This is a genomic window from Actinomadura geliboluensis, from assembly GCF_005889745.1.
In the GTDB taxonomy this organism is placed as follows: Bacteria; Actinomycetota; Actinomycetes; order Streptosporangiales; family Streptosporangiaceae; genus Spirillospora; species Spirillospora geliboluensis.
Genome location: NZ_VCKZ01000089.1, coordinates 1 through 23,993, shown reverse-complemented (window position 1 = coordinate 23,993; position 23,993 = coordinate 1). Strand labels below are relative to the sequence as shown.

The following is a 23,993-nucleotide window of genomic DNA, read 5'->3' as shown; positions in this document are numbered from 1 at the left end:
CGAGGGGCGGGCCGGCGGCGAGGCAGATCCCGGCGCGGCGGCGCCCGGTGAGGAACAGCGCCGCGGCGAGCACCATGAGGAACAGGCCCGCGACGGGGCTCGCGAGCGTGGCCAGCAGGCCGAGGCCCACCATCCCGGCCGCGCGCAGGGCGGGCGTGCCGCGGGGCGTGAACGCCGCGATCGTCGCCATGAGCGCGAACGTGAGGCCGAGACCGAACGTGACCCGCCCGGACGCGGAGTTGCACGAGAGGGCGAACGCGGCCCAGAGCGACGCGGGCAGGGCCACGGGCGCCTTGAAGCGCCGCAGCAGGTGCGCCGTGAGGGCGGCGGAGAGCGTGCCGGACACGACGGCGACCGTGCGTATGCCGAACAGCGCCATCAGGTACGGCGACATGACGCTGTAGGACGCGGGGTGCATGCCGCCGTACCAGGCGAAGCTGTAGGCCGCGGTCGGGTGCTTCCAGGCGAAGTCCGTCCAGGCGGCCTGGGCGGCGAGGTCGCCGCCCTCGTTCGCCAGCAGCAGCGCCCACACCAGGTGGAGGACGGCGGCCGCGACCGTGGCGGCGACCACCGGGTGGCGCGCCCATTTCTTCCAGGAGGCGGGGGACGAGGTGCCTAGGGAACGGCGCGACGACCCACGCGGGGCATGGGCGTCCGCCCGCTCTTGAGTATGCGCTGTGGTCATCGCCTGCACGGATCGTCGGCGGTGAGGGCGCGGAAGGGATCGGGCAATGGGCCAACGGACGCGCACCCCGTACGAACGGGTCAACCCTAGCGTGCGCGATCGGGTGTCGGGTCGATCTGGTAGGACGGGGAGCGTGACGAAGGACGGCGGGGGGACGGACCTGATCCCGGGGCTGGACGACCTTCCCCGGGCTCCTGCCGGCAAGCCCGACAAGCCCGGCAAGCCGAAGAAGACGGGCAGGTCAGGCGGGCGGAAGGGGGCGCGCAGCCCGGCCGGCGAGCTGCCCGTGGCGCGGATCGCGGTCGACATGTCGCTGCCGCACCTCGACCGGCCGTTCGACTACCTCGTGCCCGCGGAACTGGACGCCCGGGCGGTGCCGGGGTGCCGGGTGCGGGTCAGGTTCGCCGGTCAGCTCGTCGACGGGTTCCTGCTGGAGCGCGCCGCCGAGAGCGGCCACGACGGCACGCTGCTGTACCTGGAGCGGGTGACTTCGTCCGAGGCCGTCCTGACGCCGCAGATCGCCGCGCTGGCCCGGGAGGTGGCCGACCGGTACGCGGGCACGTTCGCGGACGTCCTGCGGCTGGCGGTCCCGCCCCGGCACGCCCGGGTGGAGGCCGAGCCCGTGCCCGAGCCGGAGGAGCCCGGCTCCGACGTGGAGGCCGGCTCCGAAGTGGAGGCCGGCTCCGACGACCCCGGCGTATGGGGGGACTATCCGGCCGGCCCGTCGTTCTTGGGCGCGCTCGCCGACGGCAGGGCGCCGCGTGCCGTCTGGACCGCCCTGCCAGGGCCCGGATGGGCAGCCGCAATAGCGCGCGCCGTCGCGGCCACATTGAGCAGTGGGCGCGGTGCGATCGTCGTGGTGGCCGATGGGCGCGACGTGGCGCGCGTGGACACCGCCCTCAAGGCCGAGTTGGGGGAGGGCCTGCATGTCGCCCTGACGGCTGAACTCGGCCCGGCCGAGCGGTACCGCAGGTGGCTCGCCGTCCTGCGCGGCAGGGCGCGGGCGGTCGTCGGCACTCGCGCGGCCATGTTCGCGCCCGTCGCCGACCTCGGCCTCGTCGTGCTGTGGGACGACGGTGACGACGTCCACGCCGAACCCCACGCTCCCTACCCGCACCCCCGCGACGTCCTCGCGCTGCGCGCGCACAGGGCGAACGCGGGCGCGCTCATCGGAGGGTTCACGCGGACCACCGACGCGACCCAGCTGGTGGAGACCGGGTGGGCGCACGCACTTGCCGCCAGCCGTGACGGCGTCCGGGCGGTGATGCCCCGCGTCCGCTACGTGGGGGAGGACGCGCAGCTCGCGCGTGACGCCGCCGCCCGCACGGCGCGCCTGCCGAACGTCGCGTTCGAGGCCGCCCGGAGCGCCCTTGAGGACGGGCCCGTCCTCGTGCAGGTGCCGAGGCGCGGCTACGTCCCCGGCATCGCGTGCGGACGGTGCCGGGAGCCGGCCCGGTGCCAGGCGTGCCAGGGGCCGCTGGCGCTGGCGTCGTCCCATGCCGCTCCCTATTGCCGGTGGTGCGGGCGCATCGCGGGCGACTGGCACTGCCCCGAATGCGGCTTCTTCCAGGTGCGGGCCGTCGTGGTGGGCGCGAAACGCACGGCGGAGGAACTCGGCAGGGCGTTCCCCGGCGTCCCCGTACGCACGTCCGGGCGCGACGCGATACTCGAACGGGTCGGCCCAGAGCGTGCTCTGGTGGTGTCCACGCCGGGGGCGGAACCGCCTGCGGACGAGGGCTACCGGGCCGCGCTGCTGCTGGACGGCTGGGTCCTGCTGGGCCGCCCCGACCTGCGCGCCGGCGAGGAGGCGCTGCGCCGCTGGATGAACGCGGCGTCGCTGGTCCGCCCGCAGGGTCCGGTCATCGTGGCCGCCGAAGGGGCGCTGCCGGCCGTGCAGGCGCTCGTCCGCTGGGATCCGGCGACGTACGCGGAGCGCGAGCTGGCCGAGCGGAGGGAGGCGGGGTTCCCGCCCGCCGCGCGGATGGCGTCGCTCACCGGCTCCCCGGCCGCGATCCGGGAGCTTCTGGGCGATGCCAGGCTGCCGGAGGGGGCGGAGGTGCTCGGGCCGGTGCCGGTGCCCGTCCCCGCGGCGCCGGCGGGAACAGGCGTCCAGGAGAAGGAGCGCGCGCTGATACGCGTGTCCCGTCCCGCAGGACACGCCCTGGCGCGCGCGCTGAAGGAAGCCCAGGGTGTGCGCAGTGCACGTAAAGCCACGGAGACCGTACGCGTGCAGATCGACCCCCTGGAGCTGATCTGACCAATAGGGTTCTCGGGTGGGCGACAACTGGGTGGAGAGCACCGCCGGCGACCTGCGGCGGTGGGCGGACGAACGCGGCGAGGCGCTGGACGAGCAGGGGGTCCGCATCCTGCTCGGCCTGGCGCGCGAGGAGATGGGCCTCGCGGGGCCCGGCGAGCTGACCCCGGAGGGGGTCCGCACGCTGCTGCTGGAGGTCTTCCCCGAGAACGTGGTCGCCGGGAGCGACGACGTCCCCACCGTCCTGGACGCCTTCCGCAAGATCGTCGGCCATCTGGGCGACACCGGCGCGGTCGCCGCGCCGGACGCCGCCGCGCTGGCCGCGGAGATCGACCGGACGGGGCCCGAGTTCGCCGAGGTCGTGGCCGCCGTCGACAGCGAGGAGCGGCAGGCCGCCGCCGAGGTGATCGGCGGGCTGATGCAGGCCGACGGGGTCTCGCTGGACGACCAGGAGGCCGTCGACGCGTGGGTGCGCGCGTTCGAGGAGCTGCCGGAGTCCGAGCGCTACGCCCGCACCGAGGAGTACCTGCGGCTGGCGGGCGAGCTGGTCGTCCCGCCGGTGCGGCAGGCGCCCCGGGACGCGGTGGCCGCCGCCGCGCGCGCCTCCCGCCTGACCGGGGCGGTCCTGGCCCTGGCCGACTGGACGGGCGAGCGCGCCCTCACCGAGCACGACACGCTCACCGACGAGGACATCGGCGCCGCCGAGGCCGCCCTGGGGCTGGAGGTCCCGCGCCGCCACGGGCAGATGGAGGACGAGGGCGAGCTGGAGCGCCTGTGGTGGGCCGCCGTCGAGGCCGACGTCATCACGGCCGAGAACGGCCGCGCCGCCCCCGGCCCGGCGCTCGCCCGCCTCAGGTCCGAGGACGACGAGGAGTTCCTCGCCGCCTGGCTGCCGCTGTTCGAGTCGATGGTGGTGCCCGGCCACGACTACGCGGACGGCCTGGACGCGGTGGAACTCGTCCAGAACGAGATGACCGGCGTCCTCATCCACCTGTACGAGCAGGAGGGGCCGACGGAGCCGGAGATCCTGGCCGGGGCGCTGCTCGGCCATGTCGAGGAGGCGTACGACCTCTCCGACGCCGAGGCCATGGGCGCCCTCGTCCGGGACGCGGTCCACCTGGAGCTGGCGACCCTGCGGGACTGGGGGGTCGTCGAGCCGTCCGGCGAGGGGCGGGCGCTGACGCCGCTCGGCGTGTGGGCCGTCCGGGAGCTGCTGCTGGCGGACGGGTTCACCGCTCCCGTCATCGGCGAGCTGGCCGGTGCCCGCGCGTCGGAGCTGATCGCCGGGCTCACCTGGTACCGGCCCGACGCCGCCGACGAGGAGATCGACGGCTGGCTGGCCGCCCACGACCCGAAGGACGCCGCCGCCGACCTGCTGGACGTCATGCGCACAGGCGGACCGGGCGCCCGCAACCTCGCCGCGGCCGTCCTGCACCGGATCGGGCCGGAGGCCGCGGGCGTGGTCCGCGCCGCGCAGGAGCATCCGCTGGTGTCGCCCTACGCCGCGCTCTGGCTGAACGCCGTCGGCGACCCGGCCGGGCGGGAGCTGGCCCGCGAGGAGTACCTGTGGGTGTTCGTCGACACCGTCGCCGGGATGCTGGAGACCGCCGAACCGTCGGAGGCGGTCGAGGCGGCCCTCATCGACGCGCCGCCTGAGGCGGAGATGAAGGACATGGTCGACGACCTGTGGCGCACCGAGCATCCTGGGGCGGCCGACGTCCTTGAGGCGTTGGGCGCGCACCACCCCGACAAGGCGACCGCCAAGGCCGCGCGTACCGCCGCCTACAAGGCGCGCTCGGCCCGCCAAGGGGCGCACCGCGGCGTGTGAATCACCGTCGGATGTCTCCGTAGACTGGACGGATACATCGCCAGAACGTCAGAAGACCTTGCAGGGAACGGAGTCCCCGTTGGCCGTCAAGCCCATCCGCCTCTTCGGCGACCCCGTGCTGCGCACGCCCGCGGAGCCGGTGAAGGACTTCGACAAGGAGCTGCGCCAGCTCGTCAAGGACCTCACCGACACGATGATCGACGCTCCGGGCGCGGGCCTGGCCGCGCCGCAGCTCGGCGTGGGCCTGCGCGTGTTCACCTACTACGTCGACGACCGTCTCGGGCACCTGGTCAACCCCACGCTCGACCTGACCGACGAGCAGGAGACCGACGACGAGGGCTGCCTGTCCCTGCCCGGCCTCGCGTTCCCCACGCCGCGGTCGCTCGGGGTGGTGGCGAAGGGCTTCAACATGCACGGCGAGCCCATCACGCTGGAGGGCACGCACCTGCTGGCGCGCTGCGTCCAGCACGAGACCGACCACCTCGACGGGATCATCTTCATCGACCGGATGGACCCCGAGCAGCGCAAGGCGGCGATGAAGGCGATCCGGGAGGCCGAGTGGTTCGGCGACCCGGTGCCCGTCGTCAAGGAGTCGCCGCACCGGACCCTCGGGCAGGCGATCTAGGTGCGGCTGGTCTTCGCGGGCACCCCGGACACCGCGCTCCCGGCGCTCACGGCGCTGCTGGGCTCCTCGCACGAGGTGGCCGCGGTCGTGACCCGGCCCGACCGCCCGTCGGGCCGTGGGCGGCGGCTCAGCGCCTCCCCGGTGGCGGAGCTCGCCGCCGAGGCCGGCGTGGAGGTGCTCAAGCCCGCCAAGGCCCGCGACCCCGAGTTGCTCGACCGGCTCCGCGAGATCGCGCCCGACTGCTGCCCGGTCGTCGCCTACGGGGCGCTGCTGCCCCGCGAGGCCCTGGGCATCCCGCGGCACGGCTGGGTGAACCTGCACTTCTCGCTGCTGCCCGCCTGGCGCGGCGCGGCACCGGTCCAGCGCGCGATCCTGCACGGCGACGACATGACCGGCGCGGCCACGTTCCAGATCGAGGAGGGCCTCGACACCGGCCCCGTCTTCGGCGTGCTCACCGAGCCGATCCGGCCGACCGACACCTCCGGCGAGCTCCTGGGGCGGCTCGCCGTCGCCGGGGCGAGCCTGCTGCTGGACACCATGAACGGCATCGAGGCCGGCGTCCTCGAACCGCGTCCGCAGCCGACCGAGGGCGTGTCCCACGCGGCGAAGCTCACCCCCGAGGACGGCCGCGTCGACTGGGGGAGCCCCGCCCTGCACATCGACCGCCTCGTGCGCGCCTGCACGCCCGCCCCCGGCGCGTGGACGAGCTTCCGCGACGCGCGCCTCAAGCTGGGGCCGGTCCGCCTCGCGCCGGACGCCGACAAGCTCGCGCCCGGCGAGATCCGTCCGGGGAAGAACGAGGTGCTGGTGGGGACGGCCACGCACCCCGTCGCGCTCGGCGACGTCCAGCCGCAGGGCAAGCGCCCCATGGCCGCCGCCGACTGGGCCCGCGGCCTCAACCTCTCTGCCAAGGACGCACTGCACTGATGCCACCCGCCCGCAACCGCCGCCACGCTCCGAACCGCAGGCCCGGCGGTCCCCGCAGGACGGGCCGTCCGCAGGACCTGGTCCGCCGCACGGCGTTCGACGTGATCCGCGCGGTCGAGACCCGCGACGCGTACGCGAACCTGCTGCTGCCCAAGCGCCTGCACGACCGCGCCCTGACCGGACGCGACGCCGCCCTCGCCACCGAGCTGACCTACGGCACCCTGCGCGGCCGCGGCACCTACGACGCGATCCTCGCGCTGTGCAGCGACCGGGAGCTGCGCCGCGTCGACGCCCCGCTGCTGGACGTCCTGCGCCTCGGCGCCCACCAGATCCTCGCCACCCGCATCCCGCCGCACGCGGCCGTGGGGACGGCCGTGGAGCTGGCCCGGTCGGTGGCGGGCCCCGGCCAGGCGAAGTTCGCCAACGCGGTGCTGCGCAAGGTCGCGACCCGCGACATGGACGCCTGGCTGGAGATCGTGGCGCCCGCCGACGCCGACCCGACGACCCGGCTCTCGATCGCGCACAGCCACCCCAAGTGGATCGTGTCCGCGCTGCGCGACGCCGTCGGGCCCGGTGAGATCGACGAACTCCTCGCGGCCGACAACGCCCGCCCCAGGGTGACGCTCGTGGCCCGCCCAGGCCGGGCCACACTGCAGGAGCTTTACGAGGCCGGTGCTGAGCCCGCCCCGTACTCGCCCTACGCCGCCGTGCTGCCCGAAGGCGACCCCGCGGGGATCGCCGCCGTCCGGGAGGGGCGCGCAGCCGTCCAGGACGAGGCGAGCCAGATGGTCGCTTTGGCCTTGGCCGAAGCCCCTCTGGACGGCCGTGACGCCCGCTGGGCCGACCTCTGCGCCGGCCCCGGAGGCAAGGCGGGGATCCTCTCCGGCCTCGCCACCCAACGCGACGCACGTCTCCTGGCAGCCGACGTCCAACCGCACCGCGCGGCGCTGGTGCAGCGTGCGGTCGACGCGCGCGCGGGCGTGGTCGCGGCCGACGGCACCGCCCCCGCCTGGCGTCCCGGTGCCTTCGACCGGGTCATGGTGGACGCGCCCTGCACCGGCCTGGGTGCGCTCCGCCGCCGCCCCGAGGCCCGCTGGAGGCGAGGCCCCGAAGCGGTCGCCGAACTCGGCACCCTGCAGCGCGGCCTCCTCGCCACGGCACTGGACTCCGTCCGCCCCGGCGGTGTGGTCGCCTACGTCACCTGCTCCCCGCACCTGGCCGAGACCCGCGTCGTGGTCGACGACGTCCTGCGCAAGCGCGACGACGTGGAACGGCTCGACGCGCCGTCGGTGCTGACGTCGCTCAGCTCCGGCCTCTCCGAGCTGGGAGACGGCCCCTACGCGCAGTTCTGGCCGCACCGCCACGGCACCGACGCGATGTTCCTGGCCCTACTGCGCCGCACCTGAGCGACTGAGGGGGGACCCGTGCTGACCAGCTTCATGCTCTTCATGTCGTACCTGGGCAGCTCGGCTTTCTACGTCCCGCTGCTGCTGGCGCTCTTCTGGTGCGTCGCACCGCGCCTCGCGGCGCGGGCCGCGGTCCTGCTGCTGTCCGGAGCGCTCCTCAACACGCTCCTGAAGCTGGTGTTCCACCAGCCGCGCCCCTACTGGACGGACCCGGCCATCAAGGGCAGGCAGTCGCTGTCCTCCTTCGGGATGCCGTCCGGCCACGCCCAGAACGGCATCGTGGCGTGGGGCTTCTTCGCCGCGCAGAGCAGTCGCAGGCTCCTGTGGGTGGGCGCCGCCGTCATCATCGCCTTGATCGGGGTGTCCCGCGTCTACCTGGGCGTCCACTCGACCAGTCAGGTCCTTGCGGGATGGGCCATCGGCCTGACCCTCCTGGTGGCCTTTCTCGCGCTGGAACCCATCGTCGTCCCGTGGTGGACCAGCCGTCATCTGGCCGTGCAGTTGGCGCTCTCTCTGGCGATAGCCCTGCTGCTGCTGGCCGCGGCCTGGGGCGCGTGGCAGCCGCTGGAGAACTGGCACTGGCCCCAAGCCTGGGCGGACGCCATCAGGGCGGCCGGAGGGCGGACCGAACCCGTCACCCTGACCGACTCGGCGCGGGCGTCCGGCGGGCTCGGCGGCGCGATCGCGGGCCTGTCCGTCCTCGCCGCGCGCGGCTGGTTCGACCCCGGCGGGAACCCCTGGCAGCGGCTGGCGCGCCTCCCGGTCGGCTTCGCCGGCGCCGCCCTCATCGCCGCGCTGGACGTGCTGCCGGACGCGGCGAACATCGCCCAGGCGTTCGCCGTGCAGGCGCTCCTCGCCCTGTGGGTCACCGCCGGCGCGCCGGAGGCGTTCGTCCGGCTGCGGCTGGCCGCCCGCCCCACCCCCGGCATCACCCGGGCGGGTGAGGATCCGGCCGAGCTGCGCCAATAGACTCGGGGCATCATGGCTCCACAGATCTCACCCAGCATCCTGTCCGCCGACTTCGCCCGCCTGGCCGAGGAGATCGCGCGCATCTCCGGTTCGGCCGACTGGGTCCACGTCGACGTCATGGACAACCACTTCGTCCCGAACCTCACCCTCGGGCTGCCGGTCGTCCAGGCACTGCTGGACCACAGCCCGCTGCCGCTCGACTGCCACCTGATGATCGAGGACCCCGACCGGTGGGCGCCGGAGTACGCCGAGGCGGGCGCGAAGAGCGTCACCATCCACGCCGAGGCGGCGAAGGCCCCCATCCGCACCCTGCGCACCATCCGCGCCGCCGGCGCGCGCGCGGGACTCGGCGTCAACCCGGCCACTCCCGTGGACGGCTTCGAAGACCTCCTCGGCGAGATCGACATGCTCCTGCTGATGACCGTCGAGCCGGGCTTCGGCGGCCAGAAGTTCCTGGACGTCGTCCTGCCGAAGGTGCGCCGGGCCCGCGAGCTGATCAAGGGCCGCGACCTGCCCGTCTGGCTCCAGGTCGACGGCGGCGTCAGCGCCGAGACGATCGAGCGCTGCGCCGGGGCCGGCGCGGACGTCTTCGTCGCGGGCAGCGCCGTCTACGGCGCCGACGACCCGGCCGAGGCGATCCGCAACCTCCGCGCCCAGGCCGAGGAGGCCACGGCCAAGGCGAACTGGTGATCCTGCCCTGCGCGGCCGTGCTGTTCGACGTGGACGGCACCCTGGTCGACTCCACGCCCCTCGTCGAGCGCGCGGCCCGCGCTTGGGCCGCCGAGTACGGCATCGACCCGGACGAGTTCCTGTCCGACGCCCACGGCCGCCGCACGAGCGACCGCGTAGCCGACTTCCTTCCGCCCGACCAGGTCCGCGACGCCACCGCACGCCTGGACGCGCTGGAATCAACCGGCACCGACGGAATCACCGCCCTCCCGGGCGCGGTGGACCTCCTGACCGCCATGAACGGCCTGCCCCACGCCTTCGTCACCTCGATGGACAGGGCGCAACTGAAACTCCGCACGACCGTGGCAGACGTCCCCCTCCCACCCGTAGTCGTCACCGCCGAAGACGTCCCGAACGGCAAACCCGACCCGTCCGGCTACCTCCAGGCAGCCGCGCACCTGGGCGTCGACCCGTCCACTTGCGTAGTCATCGAGGACGCCCCGGCCGGCATAACCGCGGGCCGCGCCGCCGGAGCCACCGTCCTGGCGGTGACCACGAGCCACGACCGCTCCGTCCTCACCGCGGCCCACCACATCGTCGCCGACCTGACCACCGTGGTCGCGACGCCGGAGGGCGTCCGCCTCACGGTGTGACACGCTCGCCCGAACCGGTGCATTCCGGTTGCGGCGGCGGCCCGGACTCCTGAAGTCTGGCTCCGTGATCAACGAGGTACGGGCCTCCGCCCGGATCGCGGTCGCCTGGTCGGCCGTGCTCCTGTGCCTGGTGATCGCCTCGGCGGCGGTGCAGCTCGCGGGGCGCTCGGACGGCGAGGCCCGGCCGGTGCGCGCCCCCGTCGTGGTCATCGGCGTCGCCGGACTGGCCTGGGGCGACATCCGCGCCGACCAGACCCCGAACCTGTGGCGCCTGCTCGCCGGGGGCGCCGCCGCCGGGGCCGCGACGGTCCGCACGACCGGCGGCCCGGCCTGCGCGTCCGACGGCTGGCTGTCGCTGTCGGCGGGGCAGGCGAGCGTGGGGCCGCGCACGGACGGCGGCGAGTGCGCGCCGCTCCCGCCGGTGCGGGGGACGGGCGGCGGCGCCCGGGTGCAGCGGTGGGACCGGCTCGTCGACGCCCAGCGCCGGTCCGAGTTCTCACCCCGTCCCGGCGCACTGGGCATGGCGCTGGCCGAGCACGAGGGCTGCGCGACGGCCATCGGCCCCGGCGCCGCGATCGCGCTGGCACGGCCGGACGGGACCGTCGACCGCTACAGCGCCACCGTGGCGGACGCCGCGCTCGGCTGCCCGGTCACGGTGATCGACGGCGGCCAGGTCGTGGAGTCCGGCTCCGGCCGGCTGGACTCGCTGGCCCGCATCGACGCGTTCGCGGGCGGCGTACTGGAGCGCCTCGGCGACCGGGCCACCGTGCTCGTCCAGGGCGTCTCCGAACCGCCGGGCGGGACGCCGTACCTCGCGGTGAGCATGGTCGACGGCCCGGCGACGGGCGCCCGTCCCGCCCCCGCCCTGCTGACGGTCTCCTCGACCCGCTGGGGCGGGGTCGTGCGGCTGCTGGACGTGCCGAGTACCCTGCTCGCGGCGGTCGGCGCCCCCGAGCCCGCGGAGTTCAGCGGCGCGCCGATCTCCCTGGGCCGGGCGCGTCCCACCGACCCGACGACGACCGTCCACGAACTCGGCGCCGTCACCACCACGGACCAGACACTGCGCCGCTGGTCGGCCCTGCTGCTGCTCATGGCGGCCGCGACGCAACTCGCCCTGTACGCCGCGGCGGTGATCGTCCGGCGCCGCCCGCCCCCGGGCCCTGGCCGCCGACGGCTGAAGCGCCTCTTCATCCACGCGACGCTCGCGTTCTCGGTGCTGCCGGTATCGGTGTACCTGGTGTCGCTGACGCGCTGGTGGCACGCGCCGTTCCCGGACGCGGCCCTGTGGGGCGCCCTGGCGGTCACCGTCGTGCTCGCCGCCGTGCCGGCCCGGCTCCTGCCCGCGCGTCCGCTATGGCGGGTGCCGCTCGCCGTGGCGCTGCTCACCTTCAGCGTGCTGGTCGTGGACGCGGCGACCGGCACGCTCCTGCACCGCGCCAGCCCGTTCGGCCCCTCGGCGCTGTACGGCGGGCGCTACTACGGATTCGGCAACTCCACCTTCGCCGTCTTCGCCGTCGCCGCGCTGGTGGCCGCAGGGGCCGCCGCCGCCGAACTGACCGCCCGCGGCCGCCGCCGGACGGCCGCGGCCGCCGTGACCGCGATCGGGGCCATCGCGGTGGCGGTCGACACCTGGCCGGCCTGGGGCGCCGACGTGGGCGGCGGTCTCGCCCTGATCCCGGGGGCGGCGGTGCTGGCCTTCGCCGTGGCCGGGGTGCGGCTGACCCCGGCGCGGCTGGTCGCCGTCGGCGCGGCCTCGGTGGCGGTGGTCGCGGCCGTGGCGCTGCTGGACTGGCTGCGCCCCGCCACCTCACGCACCCACGCCGGACGCTTCGTGCAGGACGTCCTCGACGGCGAGGCGTGGCAGCTCATCGACCGCAAGGCGGGCTACGCACTCTCCTCCCTGGCAGGCGGCCCACTGGCCTGGGGCACGGCCCTCGTCCTCATCCTCCTGGTGCTGGCACTCGCCTGGCCGCACCGGTTCTCACCCCGTTATCTCGACGCCGCCCTGCACCAATGGCCGACCCTCCGCCCCACCCTCGCCGCCGTCCTGACCACCTGCACGATCGGCGCCGTGGTCAACGACTACGGCATCCGCCTCATCACCTACGGCCTCATCACCGTCCTCCCCCTCCTGGCCCTGACCTGCGCCCGCACCACCCAAGAACCCAACGAACACAACACCCAGACAAAGGACGACCCGACCAAGGCCAGTCCGGAAGCAGAGCCCCAGCCATAACCAGGGCCACCGCGATACGTGTCAGTGTCAGCGGGTGACCAGCTCTGGCGCACACCGGCGCAGACCCTCGATCGAGTACGTGCCGACCGGCAAACCCGCCCCGTCCCGCTACCTCCGGGCAGCCCCGCACCTTGGCGTTGGCCCGTCCACCTGCACGGTCATTGAGGACGCCCCCGCTCTCCTCCTGGGGCCGCGCCGTCGGCGATGCCGGGGGGCGTCCTGACCAGCCACCCGGCGGAGTCTCTGACGGCGGTGCGCCACACCGTCCAGACCCTGACCCATGTGAAGGCAACCCATACCGCCCTCCACCTGATCGCCTCCGGCTGATAGGCCCGACATGGAGCCGCCCTCGCCCGGCCGAGCGCTGGCCGCCCAAGACATGCTCGCGGGCGGGAAGATCTTGGGGCCCGAGCACAGGCGCTGGAGGCGGAGCGGTGGCCGGCGTTCATCCAGTCCCCAAAGGGCGGATCCTGCGCAGATTGCACTTCGTCGCCTTTTGATGACCAGGTGTATCGGTTGGCGATGGAACAAATTAGGACGCCTGGGACGTGGCTCAGGTCTACAGAGTTTTCTTGTGATCTAGATCACAAAGCAAGATCGTCTGAGTGTCTTCCCCCAGCTTGACTGTGGAGTTAACTTAAAGCGACTTCAACGACCCTTTATGCCTTGGGGTTCACATATGGTTCGCGGTGTGGCATGCCGTTGTGCGGCGGTTCTCCGTTCGTTGTTGTGGCGGAGTCCCGGCCGAATGGCCCACCTGGTGGCGTTGCTCATGGTGGCCGGTTTGCTGCAAGTGCCGATCGCCGTTGTTGCGCTTGAATCCGCGGGTCACGCCGATGAACCGAAGGTGACGGCGGCTCAAGGAGCCGAGACCGAGCAGGAGGCGGTCGCGGCCGCGGAGCGGACAGGTGAACCGGTCGAGGTCACCTCTCGGCGTGGGGAAAGGCGCACGGTGAGGGCGCTGCCGAATGGTCGGATCGAGGTCGAGCAGCATCTCCAGCCGATTCGCGCACGTCAGGGCGGTGAATGGGTCGGCATTGACGCTACCCTGCGCCGTTCGGGTGACGCGATCGTTCCGGCCGCGACCACTGTCGGGCTCCGGTTCTCCGCCGGCGGGAACGGTCCGATGGTCGAGATGACGCGGGCCGGCCGCAAGCTCGCCCTGACCTGGCCTCAGCCGCTGCCCGAACCGGCTCTGGACGGGGACACCGCCGTCTATGTGGGCGTGGCCGGTCCGGATGTCGATCTGCGGCTGCAGGCGCTGCCGGACGGGTTCGCCACGTGTTGGTGATCAAGACCGCGGACGCCGCCAAGGATCCGCGGGTGGCCTCGTTGTCGCTGGCGCTGTCGGCCACGCGCTTGACGGTGACCGAGGAGCAGGACAGCGGAATGCTGAAGGCCACCGATCCCAGTTCGGGCGCGGTGGTGTTCCAGGCACCGTCGCCGTTGATGTGGGATTCTTCCCAGCCGGCCGCTCCAGCACCGCAGACCCGCACGCAGACGACTGTGGACGCGGCCGAGGAGCCGGGAGAAGGGGCCAAGACGGCTGTCGTCGACGTCGCTGTCGGGGACGGCGCGCTCACGTTGACGCCGGATCAGGGGCTGCTGACGGCGCCGGACACCACGTTCCCGGTGTACATCGATCCGATGTACCGGACGCTGCTGGCGTCGTCGTGGGGCTTGGTGTCGTCGGGGTATCCCGATGAGAACTACCCTCTTTTCGATGGCCGGTCCACCGAGGGTGTGGGGCGGTGTGAGGTCGGCAAGGATTCCCGCTGCGTCAAGGACCAGACCAAGCGCCTGTTCTACCGGATGGAACTGCCGCCGCTGAAAGGCCGCTATATCCAGAGTGCGGAGTTCATCGCCTATGAGACCAGCGCCTACAACTGCAGCAATTCGACTGTGGTGGAGTTGTGGCGGACCTCGGCGTACACCTCGTCGGCGACGTGGAACAACACCAAGAGGACCTGGCCCAATGGCGGCGCGTGGGGTGAGGTTCTGGACACTCGGGATGTGGCGTACTGCTCGAGGGCGCCGGTGGAGTTCGGCGGTGCGAAGCTGCGCGAGCATGTGCAGGACGCGATCGGCAAGGGCTACGGCACGATCACCTTCGGGTTGAAGGCCTACAACGAGACGACGATGGACTGGTGGAAGCGGTTCGCCGAGGACGCCTACCTGAAGGTGCAGTACAACAACCCGCCGCTGCAGCCCGATAACGACACCATGTTCGCCGACCCCGGCACCAAGTGCCTGCCCAGTTGGGAGGCGCAGACGGTCAACCGCATCCCCACGGTGTACGCCTACCTCAAGGACCCCGACACCGAGGACAGGAACAAGGTGCGGGGCCAGTTCGCCTTGAACTGGGACGCCGGCGACGGCAAAGGCTTCATCGCCCGGTGGTTCTCGGATCTGACGGCTCCGAAGGCCTCGAACAGCAAGTTCGACACGCCGCTGCCCTCCAACATCCCGCCGGGGAAGCTGATCGGTTGGAATGTCCGGGCCTACGACGGTGAGCAATACGGTCCGTGGGCCTCGGATGGGGCGCAGATAGCCTGCTACTTCTACTACGACCCCGCCAAACCCGGTAAGCCGACCATCACCTCGACGGACTATCCACAGGACGGCGCCGAGCACGGCGGCGTCGGCCAGCCCGGCTCATTCACCATCGCCGATTCCGCTGGTGTCGCCGACCGGTACCTCATCACGTTGAATGGGGGGCCCTCGCGCACGGTGGCCACTACCGCCGGCGCGGCGCAGCAGGTGCAGATCGCTCCGACCCGGTTCGGCCCCAACGTGCTGACGGTGCAGGCGCTGGCGCCCTCCAACCAGAACGGCCCGGTCGTCTCCTATGAGTTCCGTGCGAACAAGGGGTCGGCTCCGGTGGCCGGTTTCGCTCTGGACGAGCCGGCGGGTGCCACGGCGGTGCAGGCCGTGACGCGTGACGGTGAACCGGCCGTCTCTGCGACCGTGCACGGCGGCGCCACCCTGGGCACGGTCGGCCATATCGACCAGGCCGCCCAGTTGGACGGCTCGACTGGCTATGCCTCGACCAGCGCCCCGCTGGTCGACACCAGCCAGAGCTTCGCCGTTTCGGTCTGGGCCAAAGTGGACGCGTCCGACCCCGACAACGACTTCGCAGCACTGTCGATGGAGGGCGTCCACGAGAGCGCCTTCTATCTGAAGTACGTCAAGGACACCCGCAAGTGGGTGTTCGGCCGGACAGCGACCGACACCGCTGACGCGCCCGGGTGGTACCAGGCGTCCTCCGCGGCGCCGGCCCGGACCGGTGAATGGACGCACCTGGTGGGTGTCTGGGACGCGCTGGCCAACACGATGCAGATATATGTCAACGGTGACCGCGGCAACGACAGCCCGGTGATACCGGCGATGTGGAAGGCCACAGGCGGCCTGCAGATCGGGCGTTCCAAGTACAAGGACGTCCAACTCGACCACTGGCCCGGTCAACTCGACGACGTGCGGATCTACGACCGTATCGTCGGGGACGAGGAAATCAAGAAGATGGTCACCGACCATCCAGTGCTCAAAGCCCGGTGGATGCTGAACGAGACCGGCGAGGCGGACTCATTCCCGCCCGGAGCACCCGACCTGCTGTTCCACAATGGCGCGGCCATTGATCCGGGAGCGGGGTTCGGGTGGGGAACCTCGATGGCGGGGCTGATGCTCGGGGCGGGCACGTTCGCCGAGACGCTGGCCCCACCGGTGTGGACGAACGAGAGCTTCACCATCGCCGGGTGGGTGCGCAATATGGGGGGTCCACAGCAGGCGGCCACGGTGTTCTCCCAGCCCGGTACCCAGGCGAACGCGTTTGTGTTGCGGTACGTGCCCGGCGAGGATCCGGTCGATCAAGGCAGTTGGCAGGTCGCGCTGCGCGGATCGGACGATGCGGCCGCAGCACCGATCGTGGTTTCGCATTCCAATTTCAGTCCGGGCGACTGGGTGCACCTGGCAGTGGTGTACGACGCGCTGCGGGACCGGGTCAGCCTTTACGCCAACGGGCAACTCGATGAAACCTCTGATGGGGTCTCGCAGGAGGACGGCGCGATCCCCTTCGAAGCGAATAACAACGGCGGCCTCCAAGTGGGCCGCAACAAGTTCGGTGCCGCCGATGGCACCGAGTTCTGGCCGGACGCGATGGACGACCTGTGGGTTTACCAAGCCGCGCTCACACAACCCCAGCTCGCCAGCCTCGCCGTCAACATGGAACTCCCTTCCGGATCAGGGCCCTGACCACCACATCCGGCCGCCAGCCGGGCGACGGCCGGAAAAGAGCCCCCTCTTGAACTTGATGCATGCCGAGCGTGCCCGTTGAGGACCGCCCTGTGGAGGATGTCGTGAAGGCAGGCCGAGTGAAGCTCCGTCGCCGGACGCTGGTGCTGGAACCGCGCCGGTCGGCGCGGGCCACTGCGATCGTGACCGCGGTGGCGCTGGCCGCAGGGCTGCTGTCGGTCCCTCCGGCATTGGCCGAGCCGCCGAACTCCCACCGGCCCAAGGTTGAGGACCACGAACGGGTGGTGGACGGCCGGCCCCTGAAGGCGCGGCCCCGCAAGGCCGATACGGCCAAGCCGGGTCCGGCGGCCAAGGCGGCGTGGCCCGCGCCCGGCACCGCGGAAGTGAAGGTGCCGTCCGGCGCGGACACAGGCCGCACTGCACGCGCCGCGGGCGCCGCCAAGGCGGGCGCACTCCCCGTGGAGATCCTGGGGCCTGGCGGAAGCCCCGCCGCACGAACGGCGCCGCCGGCAGAACGGGTACGGGTCCAGGTGCTGGACCGGCAGGCGGCCCGCACCGCAGGCGTGGACGGATTGGCGTTCACAGTCGCCCGCACCGATGCCGCCGCACCGGGGCGGGTCAAGCTTCGGCTGGACTACTCGGCGTTCGCGCAGGCGTTCGGCGGAGCCTACGGGCCCAGGCTGCGGCTGATGCAGATGCCGGCGTGCGCACTGACGACGCCGGACCAGCCGCAATGCCGCACCCCCAAACCAGTGCCAGCCGATAACAACGGTGTGAGAAAGACACTGACCGCCGAGGTCGAGGCGGCCCCCGCTGCAACCTCCGGATCCCAGGCGGCAGCCGAAGCAGGCCAGAACGGGACGCTGCTGGTCGCCGCTGCCGCCTTTGACAGCTCACAAGGCGATTACAAGGCCACCTCGCTAGAGGCATCGGCGACCTGGCGAGGCGGCGGAAGCACCGGTGACTTCACTTGGTCGTATCCGATGCGGGTTCCACCAGTTCCGGGTGGGTTGACGCCCAACGTCACGATTTCTTACTCATCGGGGAGCGTGGACGGCCGGACGGCCAACTCCAACGGGCAGCCCTCCTGGGTCGGTGAAGGCTTTGAACTATGGCCGGGATACATCGAACGCCGTTACAAGTCGTGTGAGGACGACGGCGCGCCCAAGGACGAGTGGGGTAACTCGCCTGGTGATCAGTGCTGGGGCTATGACAACGCGACCGTGACCTGGAACGGCAAGGGCGGGGAGCTGATCAAGACGTCGGACGGGACCTGGCGGGCCAAGTCCGACGATGGCACCAAGTACGAGAAGTTGACCAGCTCTTCCATCGACAACGGTGACGACAACGGGGAGTACTGGAAGGTCACCACCACCGACGGCACCCGGTACTTCTTCGGCCTCAACCGGGTGCCCGGCTGGGTGAGCGGGAAGCCCGAGACAGGTTCGACATGGACTTCACCGGTGTTCGGTGACGACTCTGGTGAACCGTGCCACGGGTCGTCGTTCGCCACGTCCTGGTGTCAGCAGGCCTACCGCTGGAACCTGGACTACGTCGTCGATCCCAACGGCAACGCGATCCTCTACACCTATGGCCAGGAGACAAACCACTACGGCCGCAACCTCAAGGCCGCCGACGAGACCCCGTACGTGCGCGGCGGATACCTGAAAACGATCTCCTATGGCCTGCGTGAGGACGCGCTGTTCGCCAAGGCACCCGCGCAGGTCACCTTCACCACCTCCGAGCGCTGCATCCCCACCGCGTCCTTCGACTGCGACCCGTCCAAGATCGCCGACAACCCCGACAAGTGGTGGGACGTCCCCTGGGACCTGCACTGCGACTCCGGACAGGAGTGCAAGGACACCCACGGCACCTTGTCGCCGACGTTCTGGTCCCGCAACCGACTCACCCAGGTCACCACCCAAATCCTCAAGACCGACGGATCGGATTACCGGCCAGTCGACTCCTGGTCGATGAGGCATGACTGGGGCCTGGCCGACGTCGAACGCGACCTGCTGCTGGAGGAGATCCAGCACACCGGCCATGCCGCCGACGGCACGAAGACGACTCTGCCGAAGGTCACCTTCCAATCTGTCCAGGCAGCCAACCGGCTCGATGAGGTCGGCGACGACATCCTGGCCTACATCCGCTACCGGGTCGGCACGATCTATGACGAGTCCGGTGGACAGATCGACATCACTTACTCCGACCCCGACTGCACCCTGTCGAACCTGCCGACGCCGGAGACCAATACCACCCGCTGCATGCCGGTCATCTGGACACCGCCAGGCCGGGAAGACCCCATCACCGACTGGTTCCACAAGTACGTGGTGACCAGTGTGATCCAGACCGACCGGACCGGGCTGTCCCCGGACATGGCCACCAAGTACGAGTACCTGGGCGGCGCCGCCTGGCACTTCGACGACGATGACGGGCTGACTAAGGAGAAGAACAAGACATGGTCGCAGTGGCGCGGCTACGGCCACGTCCGCACCCTCACCGGCTCCTACAACACCCCGTCCACGCAGTCCGACACCTACTACCTGCGCGGCATGGACGGCGACCGCAAGACACGTGATGGGGGCACCAAATCGGTGACCGTCTCCGACGGAGAAGGCGGCACCTACACCGACCATGACGCGCTGGCCGGATTCACGCTCAAGACCGCCCAATACACCGGGCCGGGCGGCAGCATCCACTCCAAGACGGTCAACACCCCCTGGCGCGTCCAAACCGCCTCACGCACCCGCCCCTGGGGGACGACCACGGCGAACGTGACCGCGATCGACGATACGCGGACCTGGACCGTCAAGGACGGCGGCGGCTGGCTCCAGACGAGAACCGACAACTCCTATAAGAGCTCGGGCCCCGGCGTCGGACGTGTCACCTCGGTCAGCGACCTGGGCGACGTCGAATCCGACGATGACGACAAGTGCACCCGCACCGACTACGCCGACAACACAAGCGCCTGGATAGTGGACTCCCCGTCACGGGTCGAGACGGTCTCGGTCGCCTGCAGCGTCAACCCCGACAGATCCGCGCAGGTCGTCTCCGACGTCCGCACCTTCTACGACGGACTCGGGTTCGGTGAAGGCCCGACTGCGGGAAACGTCACCAAGGTCGAGACCATCGCTTCTCACGATGGCAATTCGCCGACGTATGTAGTGAAAGCTCAGTCCGCCTACGACGGCTACGGGCGTCCGACCCAGGTCACGGACGCGGCGAACCAGACCACGACGACGTCCTACACCGACACCCAGGGATTGAACACCCAGGTCACCACCACGACACCGCCGGCCAAGCCTGATGTCTCCTCGACGGCGTTGACCACGGTGAAGTACCTCGATCCGGCATGGGGTGTCCCGGTCACCACCATTGACCAGTCCAACATGGGGCTGCGCACCGACTACGCCTACGATCCGCTCGGCCGGCTGACCAAGGTGTGGCTGCCCAACCAGTCCAAGGCCAACGGCCGCGAACCCAACTACGAATACAGCTACCGCGTCACCGAAGGCCAGATCGTCGCAGTCACCACCCAGACGCTGACCGCCACCGGCGCACAGCGGCTGGCGGAGATCGAACTGCTGGACGGATGGCTCCGGCCCCGCCAAACCCAAGTACCCGGCCAGACCGGACGGCTGATCAGCGACACCTTCTACGACAACCGCGGACAAGTCGTCAAAACCTACGCCGCCTACGCGGCCGAGGGCGCCCCTACCACCGAACTGTTCGGCATCGGCACCCCCGGCAACATCGAGACCCAGGCCCACACCGAGTACGACGGCCTGGGCCGCAAGACCATCGAGAAACTCACTTCTGGCAACGGCTCCCAGCCCGACTCCGAACTGTGGCGCACCACCTACAGCTACGGAGGCGGCAACCGCGTCTCGGTCACCCCGCCGTCCGGCGGCATCGCCAACGCGCAGATCACCGACGCCCGCGGGCAGGTGATCGAACGCCGGCAGTACAAAGCCGCGACTCTGACCGGCGAGTACGACGCGACTCGCTACACCTACACCCCTGCCGGGCAGGTCGCCACGGTCACCGACCCGTCGGGGAACACCTTCACCACCAGCTACGACCTGCGCGGTCGCAAGATCCGGACCACCGACCCCGACAAGGGGACCACGACCTTCGCCTACGACGACCTGGATCGCCTGGTCTCCACCACCGACGCCCGCGGCAAAAAGATTTTCGTCGACTATGACGGGCTGAGCCGCAAGACCGCCACCCACGACGGGGCAGCCGACGGATCGCTCCTGGCCTCCTGGACTTACGACACCGCACCCTTCGGCAAGGGCAAGCTGGCCACCGCCACCAGACACACCAGCGACGGCGACTACACCAGCACCGTCCGCCACTACGACCAGCTAGGCCGCGCCGACAAGACAACCCTCACCATCCCCGCCTCACAAGGCGCACTAGCTGGCCAGTACCAGTTCTCCACCCAGTACGGCCTAGACGAAACCATTTTGGGCCAGGGGCGTCCCGCCGCCGGCGGCCTTTCTGCCGAGAGCGTCACCTACCAGTACGACGACCTTCTGCGCCCCACGGGCATGAACGGCGGGACAAGCCCCACCGATCAGACGCCCTACGTCAACGACGCCCTCTACACCCCCACCAACAAGCCCAACCTGCTCGAACTCGGGCCCGACGGCAAACACACCTGGCAGACCTTCACCTACCAGTACGGCACCCAGCGCCCGGCCACCGCCCGCACCCTGCACGAAGGCGTCCAAGGCGACGACCGCTACGCCACCTACCACTACACCGACGCCGGCACCATCACCTCGATCACCGACGTCTCCCGCGACGGCGTCGACAACCAGTGCTTCACCTATGACCACCTGCAACGCCTGACCCAGGCCTGGACGCAGAGCACCACTGACGCCTGCGCCACCCAACCATCTGCCTCGCTGATCGGCGGCCCGGCCCCATACTGGCAGTCCTTCACCTACGACAAGGCCGGAAACCGCACAGGCGAGACCCGGCACGGCATCGGCGGCACCACCGACACCACCCGCACCTACACCTACGCACCCGCAGGCCAAGGCAACCGCCTCACCCAGGTCACCCAGACCGGCCCCACCGGCCAACGCACCGACACCTACACCTACGACGCCGTCGGTAACACCACCAAACGCGCCATCGACACCGGCCCCACCAACACCGGCCAGACACTGGAATGGAACACCGAAGGCGAACTGACCAAGGTCACCGAAAACGGCAACGACCTCACCTTCGCCTACGACGCCGACGGCAACCGCCTGATCCGCAAGGACGCATCCGGCGCGACGTTGTACCTCCCGGACGGCACCGAACTCCGTGCACTCAACGGCGCCACCACCGCCACCGCAACCCGCTACTACACCTTCGCTGGCCAGACCATCGCGATGCGCACCACCGATGGCACCATCACCTACCTGGCCGCCGACCACCAAGGCACCGCCCAAATCGCCGTCAACAGCACCACCCAGCAGACCACCGTCCGTCGCTTCACCCCCTTCGGTTCCATCCGCGGCATGGACGAGGACGCGACATGGCCGGGCGACAAGGGCTTCGTCGGCGGCACCCAGGACCCCACCGGTCTCACCCACCTCGGCGCCCGCGAATACGACCCCGATACAGGCCGCTTCATCTCCGTCGACCCCCTCATGGACCAGGCCGACCCCCAGCAGATGAACGGCTACACCTACGCCAACAACAGCCCCGTCACCAACGCCGACCCGGACGGCAAAATGTGCCGCAGGACTCGAGACGGCATGGAGTGCTTCAACGGCGATGGCGTGGACCGCCGCCCCAACGACAAGGGCGGCTACGACGTTTACAACCCCAGTGGTCGTAGAGTCGCCAGAAGCGGTGACAGTTACGGCAGAGACTCCCGCAACGCCCGCACGGTCGGCTCCACGGACATCATCGTCGTGCCGAAGAAGGTTGATGTTGTCCGCTTCCGGGCCAAGTTCTGGAAGCTGTACTTCGAGGAGTACGGCTATTCATCCTTCTCTCCTGAGATGCAGGCGAGCTGGGAATTGCGGATCGCCTACCTTGTTTGTGGTGAAATGAAGGACTGCAGTGGGATTTACACTGCCTGGCATGCCCGATTGCACCTCGAATGGATGGGGTCACAGGGCGGGATCTTTGCCTTCGAGGGCGGGCTGGGGAACGGCATACGCAAGTCCCCGCGAGTTCGAGCCGGCGGAAAGCCGACGGCGGCGGGTATCCGGAAGAATTTGGCTAATGCTGCTTGCAAAGCAGGCAATAGCTTCATGCCGGGAACCGACGTGCTGATGGCCGACGGGAGCCGGAAGAAGATCCAAAATATCAAGGTTGGAGACAAAGTCTTTGCTACCGACCCTAAGACAGGAAAGACCACTGCTAAGCGCGTGATCGCCACCATCGCAGGGGAAGGCGATAAGAAGCTCGTCCAGATCACCATCGAGGCGGACGGGGCCGCTCTCGGCTGGATGAGCGGCCAGGGTTCCAAGCTCCGCAACCCGATTCTGGTTAGATCCGAGCAGACGGGGCGCGGAGTGGTCGTTGCGACCGAGAACCACCCCTTCTGGGTCGCCGGCGAAGTCGGCGCATGGAAGGAGGCGGGCGACCTCGAGCCTGGGATGTGGCTCCGCACCAGCGCTGGCACCTACGCCCAGGTCACTGCCACCAAACACTGGACCAGCCACAGCCAGCGTGTCTACAACCTCGCCATTCGAGGCTTCCACACGTACTATGTGCTGGCAGGAGTTGCGCCAGTTCTTGTTCACAATTCGTCGTGCAACACGGTACCGAATCTCAATGGGAAGACGCTGGAAGAGGCTCGGACTGAAATTGAGGGGGCTGGTTTCGTCTTTCATGGTGAGAGTAAGGGCGGGTATATCAGGTATCGCCACGACGACGGGAGCGAGATGTACATCAGGCCGGATGGTGAAGTGATGAGACTTGCGCCGAAGGTGAGGCCGGCGTCGGGCGAGGGCAAGTCCTACCATCCACGACTCGACCCTGAGGGAAACGTCACGCAACAGCATGACCCGAAGACAGAGATGGTACGCAGATGAGTCGTTTGGAGCGGGTATGTCAAGCCATTGAGGAGTGTGAAGGCTATTCGATTGATGCTCTCTCGATGGCTGTGCTGGATGAAGAGGATGCGCTTGAAATCTCGCTCCGATGGGGTCCCGAGAAGCGGGATGTGAGCATCTCTTTGAGAGGTGTTGTCTATTTCGAGATCGGAAGGGATGCTTATGTTTCAGCTGGTCCGCTCTGTGAGCTACGCGCTTCCGTGATTGGTCCGGGTGGCGGTTCGTGGCCGGAAGGCATTAACTTCGACCGAGTGCGCCAACAGGATGTTCGACTGATTTGGATCCGCGCTAGTGGGCCAGTGCAGCTTAATGTCCTTGCGAATACGGCTGTCGTTCTACAAGAACTGGAGTGAACGCGCTGGGGGTGCAGCGCAGCCATTGGCGCGGCGGGGCGGGGACGGCTCTGATGGAGGCTGTGGG

13 protein-coding genes and 1 pseudogene are annotated in these 23,993 nt (G+C 70.2%); 13 read left to right on the top strand and 1 reads right to left on the bottom strand.

Going from position 1 to position 23,993, the window contains the following annotated elements; genetic code table 11:
- Positions 1 to 685, bottom strand: a pseudogene (locus ETD96_RS14770) (hypothetical protein); the annotation flags it as partial.
- Positions 686 to 818: 133 nt separating this feature from the next.
- Here ETD96_RS14770 and ETD96_RS14765 point away from each other — a divergent pair.
- From ETD96_RS14765 to ETD96_RS14705, 13 genes are all read left to right on the top strand, one after another.
- Positions 819 to 2,942: a primosomal protein N' gene (locus tag ETD96_RS14765; protein WP_240807656.1), complete on the top strand. Its 2,124-nt coding sequence runs from the start codon at positions 819 to 821 to the stop codon at positions 2,940 to 2,942.
- Positions 2,943 to 2,958: 16 nt separating this feature from the next.
- Positions 2,959 to 4,767, top strand: coding sequence for a hypothetical protein (locus ETD96_RS14760; RefSeq protein ID WP_138636913.1), 1,809 nt, complete (start codon positions 2,959 to 2,961; stop codon positions 4,765 to 4,767).
- Between the two features lie 79 nt (positions 4,768 to 4,846).
- Entirely contained in the window at positions 4,847 to 5,392 is a 546-nt protein-coding gene (def, locus tag ETD96_RS14755; RefSeq protein WP_138636912.1) for a peptide deformylase, read from the top strand.
- The gene (fmt, locus tag ETD96_RS14750) at positions 5,393 to 6,319 is read left to right on the top strand and encodes a methionyl-tRNA formyltransferase (RefSeq protein ID WP_138636911.1); all 927 of its coding nucleotides are present in this window, start codon (positions 5,393 to 5,395) and stop codon (positions 6,317 to 6,319) included.
- A complete protein-coding gene (locus tag ETD96_RS14745) occupies positions 6,319 to 7,725 on the top strand; it encodes an RsmB/NOP family class I SAM-dependent RNA methyltransferase (protein WP_138636910.1) in 1,407 nt (468 codons plus the stop codon). Before fmt ends, ETD96_RS14745 begins: the two co-directional genes overlap by 1 nt.
- An 18-nt stretch (positions 7,726 to 7,743) precedes the next feature.
- Complete coding sequence (locus ETD96_RS14740) at positions 7,744 to 8,694, top strand: phosphatase PAP2 family protein (protein ID WP_138636909.1); 951 nt, start codon at positions 7,744 to 7,746, stop codon at positions 8,692 to 8,694.
- A 12-nt stretch (positions 8,695 to 8,706) separates the two neighbouring features.
- Entirely contained in the window at positions 8,707 to 9,384 is a 678-nt protein-coding gene (gene rpe, locus ETD96_RS14735; protein WP_138636908.1) for a ribulose-phosphate 3-epimerase, read from the top strand.
- On the top strand, positions 9,381 to 10,016 hold the full coding sequence (locus ETD96_RS14730; RefSeq protein WP_138636907.1) for an HAD-IA family hydrolase: 636 nt from the start codon (positions 9,381 to 9,383) through the stop codon (positions 10,014 to 10,016). Before rpe ends, ETD96_RS14730 begins: the two co-directional genes overlap by 4 nt.
- A 64-nt stretch (positions 10,017 to 10,080) precedes the next feature.
- A complete protein-coding gene (locus ETD96_RS14725) occupies positions 10,081 to 12,252 on the top strand; it encodes a hypothetical protein (RefSeq protein ID WP_138636906.1) in 2,172 nt (723 codons plus the stop codon).
- A gap of 748 nt (positions 12,253 to 13,000) precedes the next feature.
- The gene (locus ETD96_RS14720) at positions 13,001 to 13,543 is read left to right on the top strand and encodes a hypothetical protein (RefSeq protein WP_138636905.1); all 543 of its coding nucleotides are present in this window, start codon (positions 13,001 to 13,003) and stop codon (positions 13,541 to 13,543) included.
- Positions 13,540 to 16,500: a LamG-like jellyroll fold domain-containing protein gene (locus ETD96_RS14715; protein ID WP_138636904.1), complete on the top strand. Its 2,961-nt coding sequence runs from the start codon at positions 13,540 to 13,542 to the stop codon at positions 16,498 to 16,500. The genes ETD96_RS14720 and ETD96_RS14715 overlap by 4 nt, the downstream gene beginning before the upstream one ends.
- 92 nt (positions 16,501 to 16,592) lie before the next feature.
- Positions 16,593 to 23,552, top strand: coding sequence for an RHS repeat-associated core domain-containing protein (locus ETD96_RS14710; RefSeq protein WP_143227847.1), 6,960 nt, complete (start codon positions 16,593 to 16,595; stop codon positions 23,550 to 23,552).
- Positions 23,549 to 23,926: a hypothetical protein gene (locus ETD96_RS14705; protein WP_138636903.1), complete on the top strand. Its 378-nt coding sequence runs from the start codon at positions 23,549 to 23,551 to the stop codon at positions 23,924 to 23,926. Before ETD96_RS14710 ends, ETD96_RS14705 begins: the two co-directional genes overlap by 4 nt.
- The last annotated feature ends 67 nt before the right edge of the window (positions 23,927 to 23,993 follow it).

Excerpts from the sequence above, each read along its gene's own strand:
- ETD96_RS14745 (WP_138636910.1), top strand. The coding sequence starts at position 6,319 with ATGCCACCCGCCCGCAACCGCCGCCACGCTCCGAACCGCAGGCCCGGC.
- rpe (WP_138636908.1), top strand. The coding sequence starts at position 8,707 with ATGGCTCCACAGATCTCACCCAGCATCCTGTCCGCCGACTTCGCCCGC.
- ETD96_RS14720 (WP_138636905.1), top strand. The coding sequence starts at position 13,001 with ATGGCCCACCTGGTGGCGTTGCTCATGGTGGCCGGTTTGCTGCAAGTG.
- ETD96_RS14705 (WP_138636903.1), top strand. The coding sequence starts at position 23,549 with ATGAGTCGTTTGGAGCGGGTATGTCAAGCCATTGAGGAGTGTGAAGGC.